The organism is Pseudoalteromonas undina, from assembly GCF_000238275.3.
GTDB classification, from domain to species: domain Bacteria; phylum Pseudomonadota; class Gammaproteobacteria; order Enterobacterales; family Alteromonadaceae; genus Pseudoalteromonas; species Pseudoalteromonas undina.
Window position 1 is genome coordinate 699,491 of record NZ_AHCF03000003.1, and the last position, 15,277, is coordinate 714,767.

At 41.8% G+C, this 15,277-nt stretch carries 13 protein-coding genes; 8 read left to right on the top strand and 5 right to left on the bottom strand.

Annotated elements, in window-relative coordinates; genetic code table 11:
• Window positions 1–6 precede the first annotated feature (6 nt).
• From PUND_RS06880 to PUND_RS06900, 5 genes are all read left to right on the top strand, one after another.
• The gene (locus tag PUND_RS06880; RefSeq protein WP_010388129.1) at window positions 7–525 is read left to right on the top strand and encodes an OmpH/Skp family outer membrane protein; all 519 of its coding nucleotides are present in this window, start codon (window positions 7–9) and stop codon (window positions 523–525) included.
• Window positions 526–532: 7 nt separating this feature from the next.
• Complete coding sequence (gene lpxD / locus PUND_RS06885; RefSeq protein ID WP_010388130.1) at window positions 533–1,555, top strand: UDP-3-O-(3-hydroxymyristoyl)glucosamine N-acyltransferase; 1,023 nt, start codon at window positions 533–535, stop codon at window positions 1,553–1,555.
• A gap of 27 nt (window positions 1,556–1,582) precedes the next feature.
• Window positions 1,583–2,035: a 3-hydroxyacyl-ACP dehydratase FabZ gene (gene fabZ / locus PUND_RS06890; protein ID WP_008110974.1), complete on the top strand. Its 453-nt coding sequence runs from the start codon at window positions 1,583–1,585 to the stop codon at window positions 2,033–2,035.
• A 2-nt stretch (window positions 2,036–2,037) separates the two neighbouring features.
• Window positions 2,038–2,808: an acyl-ACP--UDP-N-acetylglucosamine O-acyltransferase gene (lpxA, locus tag PUND_RS06895; protein WP_008110972.1), complete on the top strand. Its 771-nt coding sequence runs from the start codon at window positions 2,038–2,040 to the stop codon at window positions 2,806–2,808.
• Between the two features lie 136 nt (window positions 2,809–2,944).
• Complete coding sequence (locus PUND_RS06900) at window positions 2,945–3,337, top strand: septal ring lytic transglycosylase RlpA family protein (RefSeq protein WP_010388134.1); 393 nt, start codon at window positions 2,945–2,947, stop codon at window positions 3,335–3,337.
• A 12-nt stretch (window positions 3,338–3,349) separates the two neighbouring features.
• Here the strand turns inward: PUND_RS06900 and cydC are convergent, their stop codons facing one another.
• Genes cydC through PUND_RS06925 form a run of 5 tightly spaced genes read right to left on the bottom strand, consistent with a single transcriptional unit; the run spans window position 3,350 to window position 9,740 of the window.
• Complete coding sequence (cydC, locus tag PUND_RS06905) at window positions 3,350–5,086, bottom strand: thiol reductant ABC exporter subunit CydC (protein ID WP_010388135.1); 1,737 nt, start codon at window positions 5,084–5,086, stop codon at window positions 3,350–3,352.
• Complete coding sequence (gene cydD, locus PUND_RS06910) at window positions 5,079–6,854, bottom strand: thiol reductant ABC exporter subunit CydD (protein WP_010388137.1); 1,776 nt, start codon at window positions 6,852–6,854, stop codon at window positions 5,079–5,081. Before cydD ends, cydC begins: the two co-directional genes overlap by 8 nt.
• Window positions 6,844–7,008, bottom strand: a complete 165-nt coding sequence (cydX, locus tag PUND_RS06915; RefSeq protein WP_008110965.1) for a cytochrome bd-I oxidase subunit CydX — start codon at window positions 7,006–7,008, stop codon at window positions 6,844–6,846. The genes cydD and cydX overlap by 11 nt, the downstream gene beginning before the upstream one ends.
• 12 nt (window positions 7,009–7,020) lie before the next feature.
• Window positions 7,021–8,160 (bottom strand): cytochrome d ubiquinol oxidase subunit II, encoded by a 1,140-nt coding sequence (gene cydB, locus PUND_RS06920; RefSeq protein ID WP_010388140.1) that lies wholly within the window; start codon window positions 8,158–8,160, stop codon window positions 7,021–7,023.
• On the bottom strand, window positions 8,157–9,740 hold the full coding sequence (locus PUND_RS06925; protein ID WP_010388142.1) for a cytochrome ubiquinol oxidase subunit I: 1,584 nt from the start codon (window positions 9,738–9,740) through the stop codon (window positions 8,157–8,159). The genes cydB and PUND_RS06925 overlap by 4 nt, the downstream gene beginning before the upstream one ends.
• A 293-nt stretch (window positions 9,741–10,033) precedes the next feature.
• Here PUND_RS06925 and lpxB point away from each other — a divergent pair, with 293 nt between their 5' ends.
• Genes lpxB through dnaE form a run of 3 tightly spaced genes read left to right on the top strand, consistent with a single transcriptional unit; the run spans window position 10,034 to window position 15,274 of the window.
• Window positions 10,034–11,191 carry a lipid-A-disaccharide synthase gene (gene lpxB / locus PUND_RS06930; RefSeq protein WP_010388145.1) on the top strand — a complete coding sequence of 386 codons (1,158 nt, stop codon included), beginning with the start codon at window positions 10,034–10,036 and terminating at the stop codon, window positions 11,189–11,191.
• On the top strand, window positions 11,181–11,780 hold the full coding sequence (rnhB, locus tag PUND_RS06935) for a ribonuclease HII (protein ID WP_010388148.1): 600 nt from the start codon (window positions 11,181–11,183) through the stop codon (window positions 11,778–11,780). Before lpxB ends, rnhB begins: the two co-directional genes overlap by 11 nt.
• A gap of 2 nt (window positions 11,781–11,782) precedes the next feature.
• Window positions 11,783–15,274, top strand: a complete 3,492-nt coding sequence (gene dnaE, locus PUND_RS06940) for a DNA polymerase III subunit alpha (RefSeq protein WP_010388150.1) — start codon at window positions 11,783–11,785, stop codon at window positions 15,272–15,274.
• Window positions 15,275–15,277: the final 3 nt, after the last annotated feature.

The window sequence follows — 15,277 nt, forward strand, 5'->3', positions numbered from 1 at the left end:
TTTTTTGTGAAAAAATTATTCAAATCAACAGCAGTTGCCGTTTTAGCTACACTTATGATGGGTACATCAGTTAATGCTTTTGCTCATAAAGTGGGTATTGTAGATATGCAAGAAATCTACAAGCAGCTTCCACAAATGGCTAAAATCGAACAGTCTTTACAAACTGAATTTGCTGAGCGTCGTCAAGAGCTTGAAAAGTTACAGGGCGATATTCGCTTTGAAGCTGAAAAGTTTAAGCGTGAAAGCACCACAATGAGTCAAGACCAAAAAGACGCATTACGTGATAAAATCCAGGGTATGCAAAAAAACCTTGCTGAAAAGGGTCGTCCGTTAGAGCAAGAAATTAAAGCACGTCAAAATCAGGAATTGGCTAAAGTTCAGACTTTAATCATTGAAACTATCCAAGAGATTGCTAAAAAAGGTGACTTCGACGAAGTTAAAGTAAAAGACACAACTATTTACTTTAATCCTAAAGAAGTAACTGATCTTTCTGAAAAAGTAGTAACAGCTGTAAGTAAGAAATAATTAATCTATGCAAAATTATACGCTTTCGCAAATTGCGGAACTTCTAGGCGCCGAGCTTCAAGGTGATGGCGCTTTAGAAATTAAAAAAATAGCGACACTTGCAAATGCCCATACTGGGCATATTGCATTTTTAGCGAACAAGAAATATCGATCTCAGCTTGAGACAACAAAGGCCAGTGCGGTGATACTCAGCCCTGACGATGCGGCTTACTTTTCAGGCAATAAAATCATCGTTGCCAATCCTTATGTTTGTTATGCCAAACTCGCTCAGTTTATGGATACTACACCACGTAGTGCAAATAGTGGTATACACCCGAGTGCGGTAATACATGCCAGTGCACAAGTGAGCAAAAGTGCAGCCATTGGTGCTAATGTTGTAATTGAAGCTGATGCTGTAATTGGTGATAACGCACAAATTGGTCCGAACAGTTTTATTGGTGAACGTGCTAAAATAGGCTCAGGCACCAAACTTTGGCCAAGTGTGAGCATTTATCATGATGTTGAGATTGGCGCAGATTGTTTATTGCAAGCTAACACTGTCATTGGTAGTGATGGCTTTGGCTATGCAAATGAACGTGGTCAGTGGCTTAAAATTCCACAATTAGGCTCTGTGATCATTGGCGATAAAGTAGAAATTGGCGCAAGTACCACGATAGATCGTGGTGCGCTTGATGATACTATTATCCACAGTAACGTTATTATTGATAACCAGTGTCAAATAGCACACAACGTTGAAGTTAACTCAGGCACCGCTATTGCCGGTTGTACTGTACTTGCAGGCAGTGTCACCATAGGTAAAAATTGCCAGATTGGCGGCATGAGCGCAATTAACGGTCACATGTCTGTGTGTGATGGTGTTATAATTACCGGCATGAGTATGGTGACCAAATCAATCACCGAACCAGGTATTTACTCATCTGGTATGCCTCATACGACTAACAAAGAATGGCGAAAATCAATTGCTCATTTGCGCAACCTTTCAGACATGAAATCACGTCTAAAAGCGCTTGAAGCATTGAACAAGTCATGATCGTTGAACACTAAAAAGGATGCTATTTTGGCAAACGAATTAAATAGCCTTGATATTCAAGAAATTTTAAGTTTATTACCGCACCGTTACCCGATGCTACTAATTGATCGTGTAATCGATTTCACCCCAGGTGAATCATTGCATGCAATTAAAAATGTATCGATTAATGAACCTATTTTCACTGGCCACTTCCCAAATCAGCCGATTTTTCCTGGTGTGCTAATATTAGAGTCAATGGCGCAAGCAACGGGTCTATTAGGGTTTAAAACGGTTGAAAATCGTAGCGAAAATGAACTTTACCTATTTGCAGCTGTAGACAACGCGCGTTTTAAGCAGCCAGTTGTGCCAGGTGATACCATGCATCTTCATGTTAAGTTTTTAAAAGAGCGTCGTAACATATGGAAATTTGCGGCTGAAGCTAAAGTTGACGGCAAAACAGTGTGTAGCGCCGAAATCATGTGTGCTAGAAGAGAGTTTTAATTGTGATCCATGCTACGGCAATAATCGAACCGGGTGCAAAACTTGGTAACAATGTGTCAGTTGGACCATATAGTTACATCGGTAATGATGTTGTTATTGGTGATGACTGCATTATTGAGTCTCACGTTGTTGTTAAAGGGCCTGCTACTATTGGCTCTGGTAACCATATTTTTCAGTTTGCCTCTGTGGGCGAAGCCTGCCAAGACAAAAAATATAACAACGAACCAACCAGTTTAATTATTGGCGACAATAATGTGATTCGTGAATGTGCGACTATCCACCGCGGTACAATTCAAGATGAAGGTGTTACCAAAATAGGCAGCAATAACTTATTTATGGCTTACACCCACGTTGCACACGATGCGGTAATTGGCGATAACGTTATTTTTGCAAATAATGCCAGTGTAGCGGGTCACGTTCATGTTGGTGATTGGGTTATTTTAGCGGGTAACTCAGGTGTTCATCAATTTTGTAAAATTGGTGCGCATGCATTTGTTGGTATGTATTCGGGGGTAAACAAAGACGTACCTCCATTTGTTACCACCATTGGTATGCCAGCAGGCCCTGCAGCAATCAATACTGAAGGCATGAAACGCCGTGGTTTTGAAAGTGATGAAATCATGGCAGTACGCCGCGCTTATAAAGCGTTTTACCGCAAGAGCTTAGGTGTTGATGAAGCGATTGAATTACTTGCTGAAGATGCTGCAAAGTTTCCAGCAGTGCAATTGATGATTGATTTCGTTAAAAGCTCAGAACGCGGTATTGTGCGTTAAAAAATAGCATTTTTAACAAATTTAAAAACCACCTTTGAGTAATCAAGGTGGTTTTTTATTAGCTGATTAATAATTCAGTCTCTACTCAGTATCGTCCTATTACACTCCCTCTACATTTTTCAATAAAGTATAAATAATGAAACTGATAAAATTCGTATTTATTTCAGTATTATTAGTGATTTTGACCGCCTGTAGTACTGCGCCAGGTAATATAAATAATCAACAACGTGATGTTGCAGAGCAAGGTAAAGCATCATTTTATGCTGATAAGTACCACGGCCGACTTACTGCCAGTGGCGAGCGATTTAGTCAACAAGCGGCAACAGCTGCTCACTTAAAGCTCCCGTTTGGTACACGAGTAAACGTTACTAATATTGCTAATAATAAGTCAGTGGTGGTCAGAATTAATGACAGGGGTCCTTATATTCGGGGGCGAGTTATAGATTTATCTAAGGCGATGTTTAAAAAAATAGCCGACCCTAAAGTCGGCGTTATTGATGTATCGGTCACCGTTATTGATAATAAGTAATACTGCTAAGGACTAAAAGCGGGTCGTTAACGCCACATAGTCAGGGTGTTCATTGAGCAATTGTTGATGTGAACCTTGAGCGATGATTTGTCCGCTATCTAACCAGATGACACTATCCATTTGCGATAACAACGCTGGATCATGAGTAATTGTTAATATACTGGCGTGCTCTTTCAGTTGTAAAACACTGTTCATAACAGCTTGTTTAGAGATATTATCGAGCCCTTCAGTCGGTTCATCGAGTACTAAAATGGCGGGTTTTTGCAGCAGGGCCTGTGCCAAGGCTATACGTCTTGATTGACCTTGAGACACATTTCGCCCGCCGGTACCTAAACGGGTTTTCAGCCCTTGTTTGAGCTCAGAGAACCAACCACCAAGTTCTGCCTGTGTTAATGCTGCTATCATTTGTTGCGAGGTTGCATCGGGAGCTGCATAAGCAAGGTTTTCGCTTAATGTGCCATCAAAAATATGATGCTGCTGAGCTAAAATATTTAATGTCTTTGCTCGACTCTCATTATTTAAATCATGCAGGCTTATGATTTCTTTGTCGCTTTGTAAGTTTATTGTTCCTTGCTGCAGTGGCCATAAACTACTGAGCAAATTCACTAAGGTAGTTTTACCACTGCCGCTTCTACCAACAATAGCCACTTTTTGCTTCGCGGGGAGCTCAAAACTCACATTATTTAATGCCTGCTTTTGGCCATAGTGATAGCTGACATTATTTAACGACAAAGCCCAGTGCTTATTTAATAGCTCAATATCTGTGGTTGATACATTGTTTGTGCTAAGCGTTTTGTCTTCAAGAATAAAGAGTCGCTCAGCTGCTTTTAGTACATTAGGAAGCTCAATAAAGGCATTAGGCAGTAACAACACGCTTTCAAAACTGGCAAGCACAAACAGGCTCAACATCGCCAGCTCTACATTGACCATAGCACCGCTAAACACCAGTGGCACAATAGTTACAATACTGGCAAGCATAGCCAATTGCACTATGAGTAAGCTTAAGCCATCAGCGTTGCCAAGAGCCTTATGACGAATAAATAATTGCTGATTATATTGTTCACTTAACTGATCACACTTAGTAAGTTGTTGGTGTCGAGCTTGATAAATATTTAGTTCTCTAAGGCCCGTAAGAGTGTCTGATAGCTCTGCTCTAAGTTGTGCACTAAGTAAGGTTTCTTGGTGACTATTTTTATCTAATTGCTTACTTAATATTGCCGGTATAATCACCCCAATAATAATAATCCCAACAAAACAAATAAGGGCGACATTTACATTGTAGGCTGACATAAACAGCATAATAATAGGCACAGTCAGTAAAGCTACTAACATCGGCAGCAACACATTTAAATAAAACTTATCTAATGCGTCTACATCGTTTTGCAAGCGATTAACTAAATCGGCACTGCGGCTCATAGCTAAATCAAGGTTATTGAGCTTGCTGAGTGTGGCGAACATGTTTACTCGTATTTCACTTAACAATAAAAATGTGGCGTTGTGAGTAACTAAGCGTTCAGCGTAACGTGAGGCGGTGCGCACAATCGCTAAAAAGCGAATGGTGCCAGCTGGGGTAAAGTAGTTCATATGGACGCCGGCAATTCCTGCGGCTGCCATAGAAGCTAAAAACCAGCCTGAAATAGCGAGTAAGCCTACATTAGCTAGCACCGTGAGTGACGCTAGAAACGTCCCTAAAAGCATCGCTTTATAATGAGGGCGGCACAATTTGAGTAAACGAATAAAATTAGCCATTAGTTACCCCTTGTTCTGCTGTTTTCAGTAGCTTTGCAAATTCGCCAGATTGCTGGCTGAGCGCTTTAAAACCGCCTTGTTGAACGATGCAGCCGTTTTCCATAACGATAAGTTGCTTAGCATTTTTTACTGTATTTAAGCGATGTGCGATGGTGATCACCAAGTGGTTTTTTGCATACTCAGCAATAGCGTTTTGAATGAGTTGCTCGGTTTGACTATCTAAATGAGCGGTTGGCTCATCGAGCATTAGAATAGGGGCGTGTCTTAAAAATGCACGAGCTAATGCTATACGCTGTTTTTGCCCGCCAGATAGCCCTTCACCTTGCTCACCTATTAAGGTGTTAAAGCCATCGGGTAGCTCGTTAATAAATTCTAGCGCACCTGCTTGCTCTGCAGCATGTACAAGTGCTTCATATGAAGCGTCTGGGTTACCTAATTTTATGTTGGCGGCTAGGGTGTCGTAAAATAAGGTTGGCTTTTGTGGGATCCATGCAATGTTTTGTTGTAATTGGCTTATATCCGCTGTCGTCAATGGTTGTTGGTCAATGGATATGTGTTGTATTACTTCTGGGTGAAAACCAAGCATGCAATCAAGTAGGGTGCTCTTACCTGAGCCGCTAGCTCCGACAATGGCTACTAGTCCTGTGCTTGGCAGGGTTAAATTAATATTATTTATTCCCTCATTGCTATTAGGGTAACTAAAGTTAAGATCATGGATGCTGATAGTATTGTTAGCATCAATATTGATCTTTGCTTTGTTGTTATTATCATTTGATGGCAGTGGTGCGTTTAAAATGATCAGCATATCTGCGGCGGCACTAATTCCCTGCAGGCGCGCATGGTAATGGCTGCCTAATTGGCGAAGGGGTAAATAAAATTCAGGTGCTAGTAACAGCACTACAAAGCCAGTAGCAAAATCCAGAGTGCCAAAAAACAATCTAAAACCAATAATTACCGCTACCAGTGCCACACTAATTGTGGCTAAAAACTCCAGCGCAAAAGAGGATAAAAAAGCAATTTTTAACACGCTTAGCGTTGCGTGCCTAAAATCATCTGAAATACGCGCAATTTGTTTGAGCTCTTTGCGCGTGGCATTAAATAGTTTTAGTTGAGTAAGCCCTTGTACACGGTCAAAAAAATAGTTACCTAATACTGCCAGTTGTTGCCAACGTTTTTGATTAAGTGCCTCGGCTTTGTGGCCAACTAAAATCATAAAAAATGGAATAAGTGGTGCAGTTAATAAAAATATCAGTCCTGCTTTATAATCGGTCGGAAATATAACCACTAATATTGCAATAGGAATAAGGGCACTGTAGGCGACCCCAGGTAAGTACTTTGCATAGTAGTCATGGAGTGCCTCAACACCATTATGCAGCGTGTTAAGTGTTGCACCTTGGCCATGTTGCTCTATATAACTTGGGCCGAGTTGTGTGAGTCTATCGAGTAAGGTTTGGCGAATAGCCGATTTAATTTTAAGCGTAGCAAATGCGCTTAATCGCTCGCTGAGTGCTAAGAAAATGGCGCGCAGTAAAATAATACCCGCTAAAGGCCATAAATAGTGGGTTACTTGGGCTAAACTATGCCCTTCAAACATCACCTCATGAATGGTTTGCGCGAGTAAGTAAGCTCCTGCAATCATTAAAATTGCATTAACTGTTCCAAGTGCAATGCTTAGCTTTAACCACATTGCCGCCGGTTTACTCTGCTGCTTTAAAAAAGCGCGCAGGGGTTGTTGCTGCGCGCGATTTGGTCGGGGATTAGTCGTCATTGTGATTTGTATTATGCTCGTTTAATAAATCATGGGTGGCTTGTTCATCATCAGCAATGCTGTTTTTATTTTGATGAAATTCATACCACATCACGTTTATAACGCCTAAGGTACAAGCAAGCAGTACACCTAAAATCCACGCGAAATACCACATAATTTAGTCTCCTTAATAACTGCCGTGAGGGTTATTTTCAATTTCATCAACGGTCACTCTGCGCCACATTTTCACATAACACCAGGTGGTGTAGGCTAAAATGAGTGGCACAAATATAACCACAGCAATGAACATAACATTGAGTGTTCTGTGGCTCGATACCGCATCCCAAATTGTTAAGCTAATATCAGGGTTATTGCTTGAAGGCATAATAAACGGAAATAATGAAACGCCCGCAGTCATAATCACCCCAATTAACATCACACTGGTTGCTAATAATCCCAACGCGGGCTTATTCAATTTAGAAAACAGCAGTGCACACAGTGCCATCGCAAATGCCAAAATAGGGAAGGTCATTGTCCATGGACGTTCACTGTAGTTATTAAGCCATGCGCCTTGAGCCGTGGTAACTACTTTTGCCAATGGATCTGCATGACCTTGGGTGTCGCCCATGGAGGCAATTTGATAACCTGATAGGTTGGCAACCCACACACCGGCCGCTGCAAATAATACTATAAAGGCAAGTAATGAGTAGCGACCATATTGTCCTGAGCGCTCAGCAACTTGATCAGCGGTTCGCAGTTGTAGCCACATTCCCGCGTGTGCAATTAACATGGTAATACTAACTAAGCCGGCAATGAGCGCAAACGGATTAAGTAAGGCAAAAAACGACCCTTGATAACTAACTCTCAATAAATTATCGATATGAAACGGTACACCCAAAAACAAGTTACCAAACGCTACACCAAATACCAGCGCAGGTATGGCACTGCCGGCAAACAAGCCCCAGTCCCAGTTATTACGCCAGCGTTTAGAGTCAACCTTAGAGCGATAATCAAAGCCTAAAGGTCTAAAAAATAATGCAAATAACACCAGCATCATGGCAAAGTAAAAACCAGAAAATGCTGCCGCATACACCATAGGCCATGCTGCAAATAAAGCGCCACCTGCGGTTATAAACCATACTTGGTTACCATCCCAATGGGCGCCAATAGTGTTAATAACGGTACGGCGTTCAGAATCTGTTTTGCCGACTAAGCGTAGCAACATGGCAACGCCCATATCCATACCATCGGTAATGGCGAAACCAATTAACAGCACACCAATAATTAACCACCAGAGCATTTTTAATGTTTCATAATCAAAAATCATGATAGTTCTCCTTTAGCAGCCGAGCTGTGATCAGGTAATTCAAAATGGTACTTACCGGTATGAAGGGAGCTTGGTCCTTGCTTAATAAATTTAATCATTAACCATGCTTCAACAATCGCCAATCCAGTATAGAAAACAATAAAACCAGTTAAGCTAATTAAAATATCATTTACCGTCAGTGATGACGTTGCTAAAAAGGTCGGTAACACTTCAGAAATTGCCCATGGCTGGCGGCCATATTCAGCCACAATCCAACCAAACTCAATGGCAATCCAAGGCAGAGGAATGCTCAATACCGCCGCCCACAACAACCAACGTTTTTGTTCAATAATACGATGGGCGTTGTAATAAAAAGCAAGGATAAATACGCCAAGCATGATCACGCCACAGCCAACCATAATCCTAAATGACCAAAACATAGGACCCACTTTAGGGAAGGAGTCTTTAACGGCTTGTTGTATTTGTGCCTCACTGGCATCTGCTACATTAGGGGTATAACGTTTAAGTAATAAGCCATAGCCTAAATCATCTTTCACGTTATCAAACTTTTCGATATTTTCAGGGGTATCGTCACCTGCGCGAAGTTTTTCTAGGTATTCATAAGCAATCATGCCATTGCGAATACGCTTCTCGTGTTTTTTCTCAAGATCTGAAATACCAATTACTTGTTCATCAAGTGAGCGCGTTGCAATAATACCTAATGCGTAAGGAATTTTAACCGCAGCATGAGTTACTTGCTCTTCAGAGTCAGGAATACCTAGCATGGTAAAAGCGGCGGGAGCTTCTTCGGTATGCCATTCAGCTTCAATGGTCGCGAGTTTTACTTTTTGTACTTCACCGACTTCGTAGCCAGATTCATCACCGAGTAAAATAACACATAAAATAGAGGCTAAACCAAAGCCTGATGCCACCGAGAACGACCGTTTAGCAAATGCCAAATCACGTCCTTTTAATATGTACCAGCTACTAATCCCAAGCACAAACATAGACGCCGCAACATAACCTGCAGACACTGTATGAATAAACTTAACTTGCGCTACAGGGTTAAATACTAGCTCTGCAAAACTAGTCATTTCCATACGCATGGTTTGATAGTTAAACTCTGCCCCGACTGGGTTTTGCATCCACGCATTAGCAACTAAAATCCATAGCGCAGACATATTTGTACCCAGCGCCATTAAAAATGTTACCCCTAAATGCTGGCGTTTAGAAAGCCTGTCCCAACCTAAAAAGAACATCCCTACAAAGGTTGATTCTAAAAAGAAGGCCATTAAGCCTTCAATAGCTAGTGGTGCACCAAATACATCACCCACATAATGAGAGTAATACGACCAGTTAGTACCAAACTCAAATTCCATGGTGAGGCCGGTAGCCACACCAATAGCAAAGTTAATACCAAATAACTTGCCCCAAAACTTAGTCATATCACGATAAATCTCGCGACCGGTCATAACATAAACCGATTCCATAATAACTAAAATCCAGGTCATACCGATTGTTAACGGCACAAATAAAAAATGAAATAGAGCGGTGACAGCAAACTGTAATCGCGATAGATCCACAAAGGTTTCATCTATCATTTTTGGCTCCTTTGGTTGTGATGCAGTGACAGCACAAAGCAATTGTTAATGTTTTTAATAAACTTTCAGTAATTTCTGAAAGTTTGCATCATTATTGGCGTTTGTACAAATTTTGTCAATATGTATATTAGAAAACTTTAATATACTATGACATTACATCAGTCTATAAAATACGCAATCATCAATTAAGAGTAAGCTAGAAAAAAGTGGTGCGTTTTAAGCGTTTAACCTAGCCTTAAAACACGGTAAACTAATCGGTATGAACGCCGGGTTTACTTGTGAAAAAATAGCAAATGAAAAAAGATAAAAAACAACTACGAATTGGTATTGTGGCAGGTGAACTGTCGGGCGATATTTTAGGTGAAGGGCTGATAAAAGCGCTTAAAGCGCATTTTCCTGATGCAATCTTTGAAGGTATTGCAGGTCCTAAAATGCAAGCTCAAGGCTGCAAAACGCTGTTTGATATGGATGAACTGTCGGTTATGGGGTTGGTTGAAGTCCTTGGCCGTTTACCGCGCTTGCTAAAAATTCGCAAGCAGTTAGTACAGCACTTTATTGATAATCCTCCTGATGTGTTTATAGGCATTGACGCGCCCGATTTTAATTTACGTGTAGAAAAACCGTTAAAAGATGCGGGTATTAAAACTGTGCAATACGTTAGCCCTTCAGTGTGGGCGTGGCGTGAAAAACGCATTCACACTATAAGTGCAGCCACTAACTTAGTATTGGCTTTATTGCCTTTTGAAAAAGAATTTTACGACAAGCACCAAGTACCGTGTACTTTTGTAGGCCACACATTAGCCGACGACATTGCACTTGAGCACGATGATAGCCAAGCCCGCAGCCAATTAGGCTTAAGTGCTGATGACAAGGTGTTAGCGTTATTACCCGGGAGCCGGGGCTCAGAAGTGGGCTTGTTAAGTGAAACTTACATAAAAACAGCGGCTCAGTTGCAAGCACAGAACCCAGCGCTTAAAGTCGTTGTGCCACTGGTGAACGAAAAGCGCAAAGCGCAGTTTATTGCTATTTTAAATGCCACAGCGCCCTCACTTAATGTTAACTTACTGGATGGGCAATCAAATTTAGCCATGCAAGCCGCCGATGCCATATTACTGGCATCAGGTACGGCAACGCTTGAGGGCATGTTATATAAAAAACCAATGGTGGTTGGTTATAAAATTAAACCCATGAGTTATTGGATTTTTAAAACCTTATTTACCTTTAATATTAAATATTTTTCGTTACCTAATTTATTAGCAGACGAAGAGTTAGTGCCAGAGTTTTTGCAAAGCGAATGTAATGTCGGTAATTTAACAGCAGCACTTACCCCTATGCTAAATAGTGACAATAAAGAATTAAAAGCCCGCTTTTTAGCCATACATGAAAAAATTAGATTAGATGCAAGTAAACAAGCTGCAAATGCAGTGGCGGAGTTAATAAATGCAAATTGAACGACCTAATGTAACCCTAATTGCCGGTGTAGATGAAGTGGGTCGTGGACCGCTGGTGGGCGACGTGGTTACTGCCGCTGTTATTTTAAATCCTAATAAGCCAATCGCAGGCTTGGCCGATTCTAAAAAATTAACGGATAAAAAACGTCAATTATTAGCCACTGAAATAAAAGAAAAAGCACTGTGTTACGCCATTGGCCGTTGTAGTCCAAGCGAAATAGATGAGCTAAATATATTACAAGCCACTATGCTTGCCATGAGTCGCGCAGTGGAAGCACTTAGCACAGTGCCTGAATTTGTGTTTGTAGATGGTAACCGCCTGCCTAAATTAGCTATGCCCGCCCAAGCGGTGGTTAAGGGTGATAGCTTAGTCGCTGAAATCTCAGCCGCATCTATTTTAGCAAAAGTGGCTCGTGATGATGAAATGATTGAACTTGATGCGCGCTATCCACAATATGGGTTTGCAGGGCATAAAGGGTATCCGACTAAAGCACACTTTGCAGCGCTTGAGCAATACGGCGCTATAGATGAGCATCGTAAGAGCTTTAAACCGGTGCAGCGTGTGCTTGCGCTTTCGGGTAAGGAGTAATTATGCCAGCTCCTGATTTTGTTCACTTACGAGTGCACTCAGACTTTTCGATGGTTGATGGTTTGGCAAAAACCAAACCAATAGTCGCTAAAGCACAAGAGCTTGAAATGCCAGCGCTGGCAATTACCGATCAAATGAACTTTTGTGGTTTAGTGCGTTTTTATGGCGCAGCGCATAACGCAGGTATCAAGCCACTTGTTGGTGCTGATTTTTGGGTACGTAGTCCTGAGTTTCCTGATGAGCCAAGTCGAATAACGTTATTAGCTAAAGATAACACGGGCTATAAAAATATTACTTTATTGATTTCTAAAGCTTACCAACGTGGTCATGTGTTTCATCGCCCAGTGATTGACCGTGAATGGTTAGTTGATTTAAAAGAGGGGCTCATCATACTCTCGGGTGCTAAAGATGGCGATTTAGGAAAAGCATTAATAAAAGGCAACCCCGCTATTGTTGAGTCGGTGGTAAGCTTTTATAAACAGCACTTCAGCGATCATTATTATATTGAGCTTATTCGCACCAACCGTGCTCAAGAAGAAAATTATTTGCACATGGCAGTGGAGCTTGCAACCACAGAGCAACTGCCAGTAGTGGCTACCAATGAAGTGGTATTTTTAAAGCCAGAAAACTTTGAAGCCCATGAAATTCGGGTGGCTATTTTTGATGGTTATACCCTAGATGATAAACGCCGACCAAAGCGTTTTTCACAAGAGCAATACCTAAAAACGCCAGAACAAATGGCAGAGCTATTTAGTGATATTCCAGAGGCGTTACAAAATACCGTAGAAATCGCAAAACGCTGTAATGTAACCGTTCAATTAGGTGAGTATTTCCTACCAGATTACCCTACAGGCTCATTAAAAATTGATGAGTTTTTGGTTAAAGTCTCACAAGATGGACTTGAAGAACGACTGCAATTTTTATTTCCTGATGAGCAAGAACGCAAAGAAAAACGCGGCGAATACGATGAGCGTTTAAAGATAGAGCTCGATGTAATTAACCAAATGGGATTTCCTGGTTACTTCTTGATCGTAATGGAATTTATTCAGTGGAGTAAAGATAACAATATTCCAGTAGGTCCAGGGCGTGGTTCAGGTGCGGGCTCCTTAGTAGCTTATGCGCTTAAAATTACCGACCTTGATCCACTAGAGTTCGATTTACTCTTCGAGCGCTTCTTGAATCCAGAACGTGTTTCTATGCCCGACTTTGACGTCGATTTTTGTATGGATAGACGTGATGAAGTAATTGATCACGTATCGGCCTTGTATGGCCGTGATGCGGTATCGCAAATTATTACTTTTGGTACTATGGCGGCCAAAGCGGTTATACGCGATGTAGGCCGGGTACTTGGTCATCCGTATGGATTTGTTGATCGTATTTCTAAGCTTATTCCGGGCGATCCGGGAATGACCTTAGCCAAAGCGTTTGAAGTTGAACCTCGTTTGCAAGAAGCCTACGACGGCGATGAAGAAGTTAAAGACTTAATCGACATGTGTCGTATTCTTGAGGGTTGTACCCGTAATGCCGGTAAACACGCAGGGGGCGTTGTAATATCGCCGACCACAATTACCGATTTTGCTGCGCTCTATTGTGATGATGAAGGCAAGTTTCCGGTTACTCAGTTTGATAAAAACGATGTAGAAACCGCCGGTTTGGTTAAGTTTGACTTTTTAGGCTTACGTACGCTGACCATCTTACAGTGGGCAGTGGATATGACCAACGAGCGCTTGAAGCGTGAAGGCAAGCAGCCGGTTGATATCAACACCATTCCACTGAATGATAAAAAAAGTATTGAACTACTGCTGCGCGCTGAAACCACCGCAGTATTCCAGCTAGAATCACGCGGCATGAAAGACCTAGTTCGCCGATTAAAGCCCGATTGCTTCGAAGATATGATAGCCCTAGTTGCTTTGTTCCGCCCAGGTCCACTGCAATCAGGCATGGTAGATAACTTTATCGACCGAAAGCTCGGCAGAGAAGAAATCTCATACCCCGATGCGCAATATCAACACGAAAGTTTAAAGCCTATTCTTGAGCCGACTTACGGCATTATTTTATATCAAGAACAAGTTATGCAAATAGCGCAGGTGCTGGCCGGTTATACACTAGGCGGCGCCGATATGTTACGTCGTGCCATGGGTAAGAAAAAGCCCGAAGAAATGGCAAAACAGCGCTCAACCTTTGAAGAGGGCGCGCGTAATAATGGCATTGATGGCGAGCTTGCAATAAAAATATTCGACTTGGTTGAAAAGTTCGCGGGTTATGGTTTTAACAAATCTCACTCAGCAGCTTATGCATTGGTATCGTATCAAACGCTGTGGATGAAAACCCACTACCCGGCTGAGTTTATGGCGGCGGTAATGTCGGCTGATATGGATAACACCGACAAAATAGTAACGCTGGTGGATGAATGTGAAAACATGAAACTCACTTTGTTACCGCCCGATGTAAACGCCGGTGAATACAAGTTTACTGTTAATCTTCAAGGTGAAGTTGTTTACGGTATAGGAGCAATTAAAGGCGTGGGTGAGGCTCCCGTTGATGCCATATTAGAAGCGCGAGCAAAAGGCGGTCCATTTAAGGACCTATTTGATTTTTGTGCGCGTGTTGATTTAAAACGCTTAAATAAACGTGTCACCGAAAAATTAATTTATGCAGGTGCATTAGATCAACTAGGGCCAGAAAAAAATCAACCTGGGCGAGCAACGCTGCTGGCAAGTTTAAAAGATGCAATGCGCGCAGCCGATCAACACAACAAAGCTGAGCTGTTAGGGCAAAGTGACTTGTTTGGTTTACTGGCCACAGAGCCTGACGAAGTAGAGCAAGCGTTTATTAAAGCCACACCACTTACAGATAATCAGTGGCTTGATGGCGAAAAAGATACCTTAGGCCTTTATTTAACTGGCCATCCTATAAACCAGTATCGACGAGAGCTTGGGCATTACACCTCAGGTCGACTCATTGATTTGCAGCCCACTAACCGTGATGTAGTCTCAACGGGGGCGGGCTTGGTGATTGCCGCGAGAACCTTAATTAATAAAAAAGGAAATCGCTGGGGCTTGATAACTTTAGATGACAAAAGCGCCCGAATTGATGTACGCTTGTTTCCAGAACAGTTTGAAATGTACCAAGATATGTTGCAAATCAATAATATTTTGGTGATATCCGGACAGGTCAGCTTTGATAACTTCTCTGGTGGTATTACAATGACCGCCAGAGAAATAAACACCATTGCTCAGGCGCGTGAAAAGCGTATAAAAGCGATTAAGATGACGCTGAATATGGTGCAGATCGAGGCTGGTTTCTTCGATAAATTACAAAAAGTACTCGAACCATACAAAATGGGAACGTGTCCGATCAAGGTATATTATCAACGCCCCGATGCGTTGGTGCAATTAACCCTAGGGATCGAATGGTGTGTTACGCCAAGTGACGACTTAATTCATAAGTTATCGCTGATGGCAGCGCAAAATGTAGAACTAGAATTTAACTAATTA

Coding starts and splice junctions, on each gene's coding strand:
- lpxD (WP_010388130.1), top strand. CDS start 533: ATGCAAAATTATACGCTTTCGCAAATTGCGGAACTTCTAGGCGCCGAG.
- PUND_RS06900 (WP_010388134.1), top strand. CDS start 2,945: ATGAAACTGATAAAATTCGTATTTATTTCAGTATTATTAGTGATTTTG.
- cydC (WP_010388135.1), bottom strand. CDS start 5,086: ATGGCTAATTTTATTCGTTTACTCAAATTGTGCCGCCCTCATTATAAA.
- cydD (WP_010388137.1), bottom strand. CDS start 6,854: ATGACGACTAATCCCCGACCAAATCGCGCGCAGCAACAACCCCTGCGC.
- cydX (WP_008110965.1), bottom strand. CDS start 7,008: ATGTGGTATTTCGCGTGGATTTTAGGTGTACTGCTTGCTTGTACCTTA.
- cydB (WP_010388140.1), bottom strand. CDS start 8,160: ATGATTTTTGATTATGAAACATTAAAAATGCTCTGGTGGTTAATTATT.
- PUND_RS06925 (WP_010388142.1), bottom strand. CDS start 9,740: ATGATAGATGAAACCTTTGTGGATCTATCGCGATTACAGTTTGCTGTC.
- lpxB (WP_010388145.1), top strand. CDS start 10,034: ATGAAAAAAGATAAAAAACAACTACGAATTGGTATTGTGGCAGGTGAA.
- rnhB (WP_010388148.1), top strand. CDS start 11,181: ATGCAAATTGAACGACCTAATGTAACCCTAATTGCCGGTGTAGATGAA.
- dnaE (WP_010388150.1), top strand. CDS start 11,783: ATGCCAGCTCCTGATTTTGTTCACTTACGAGTGCACTCAGACTTTTCG.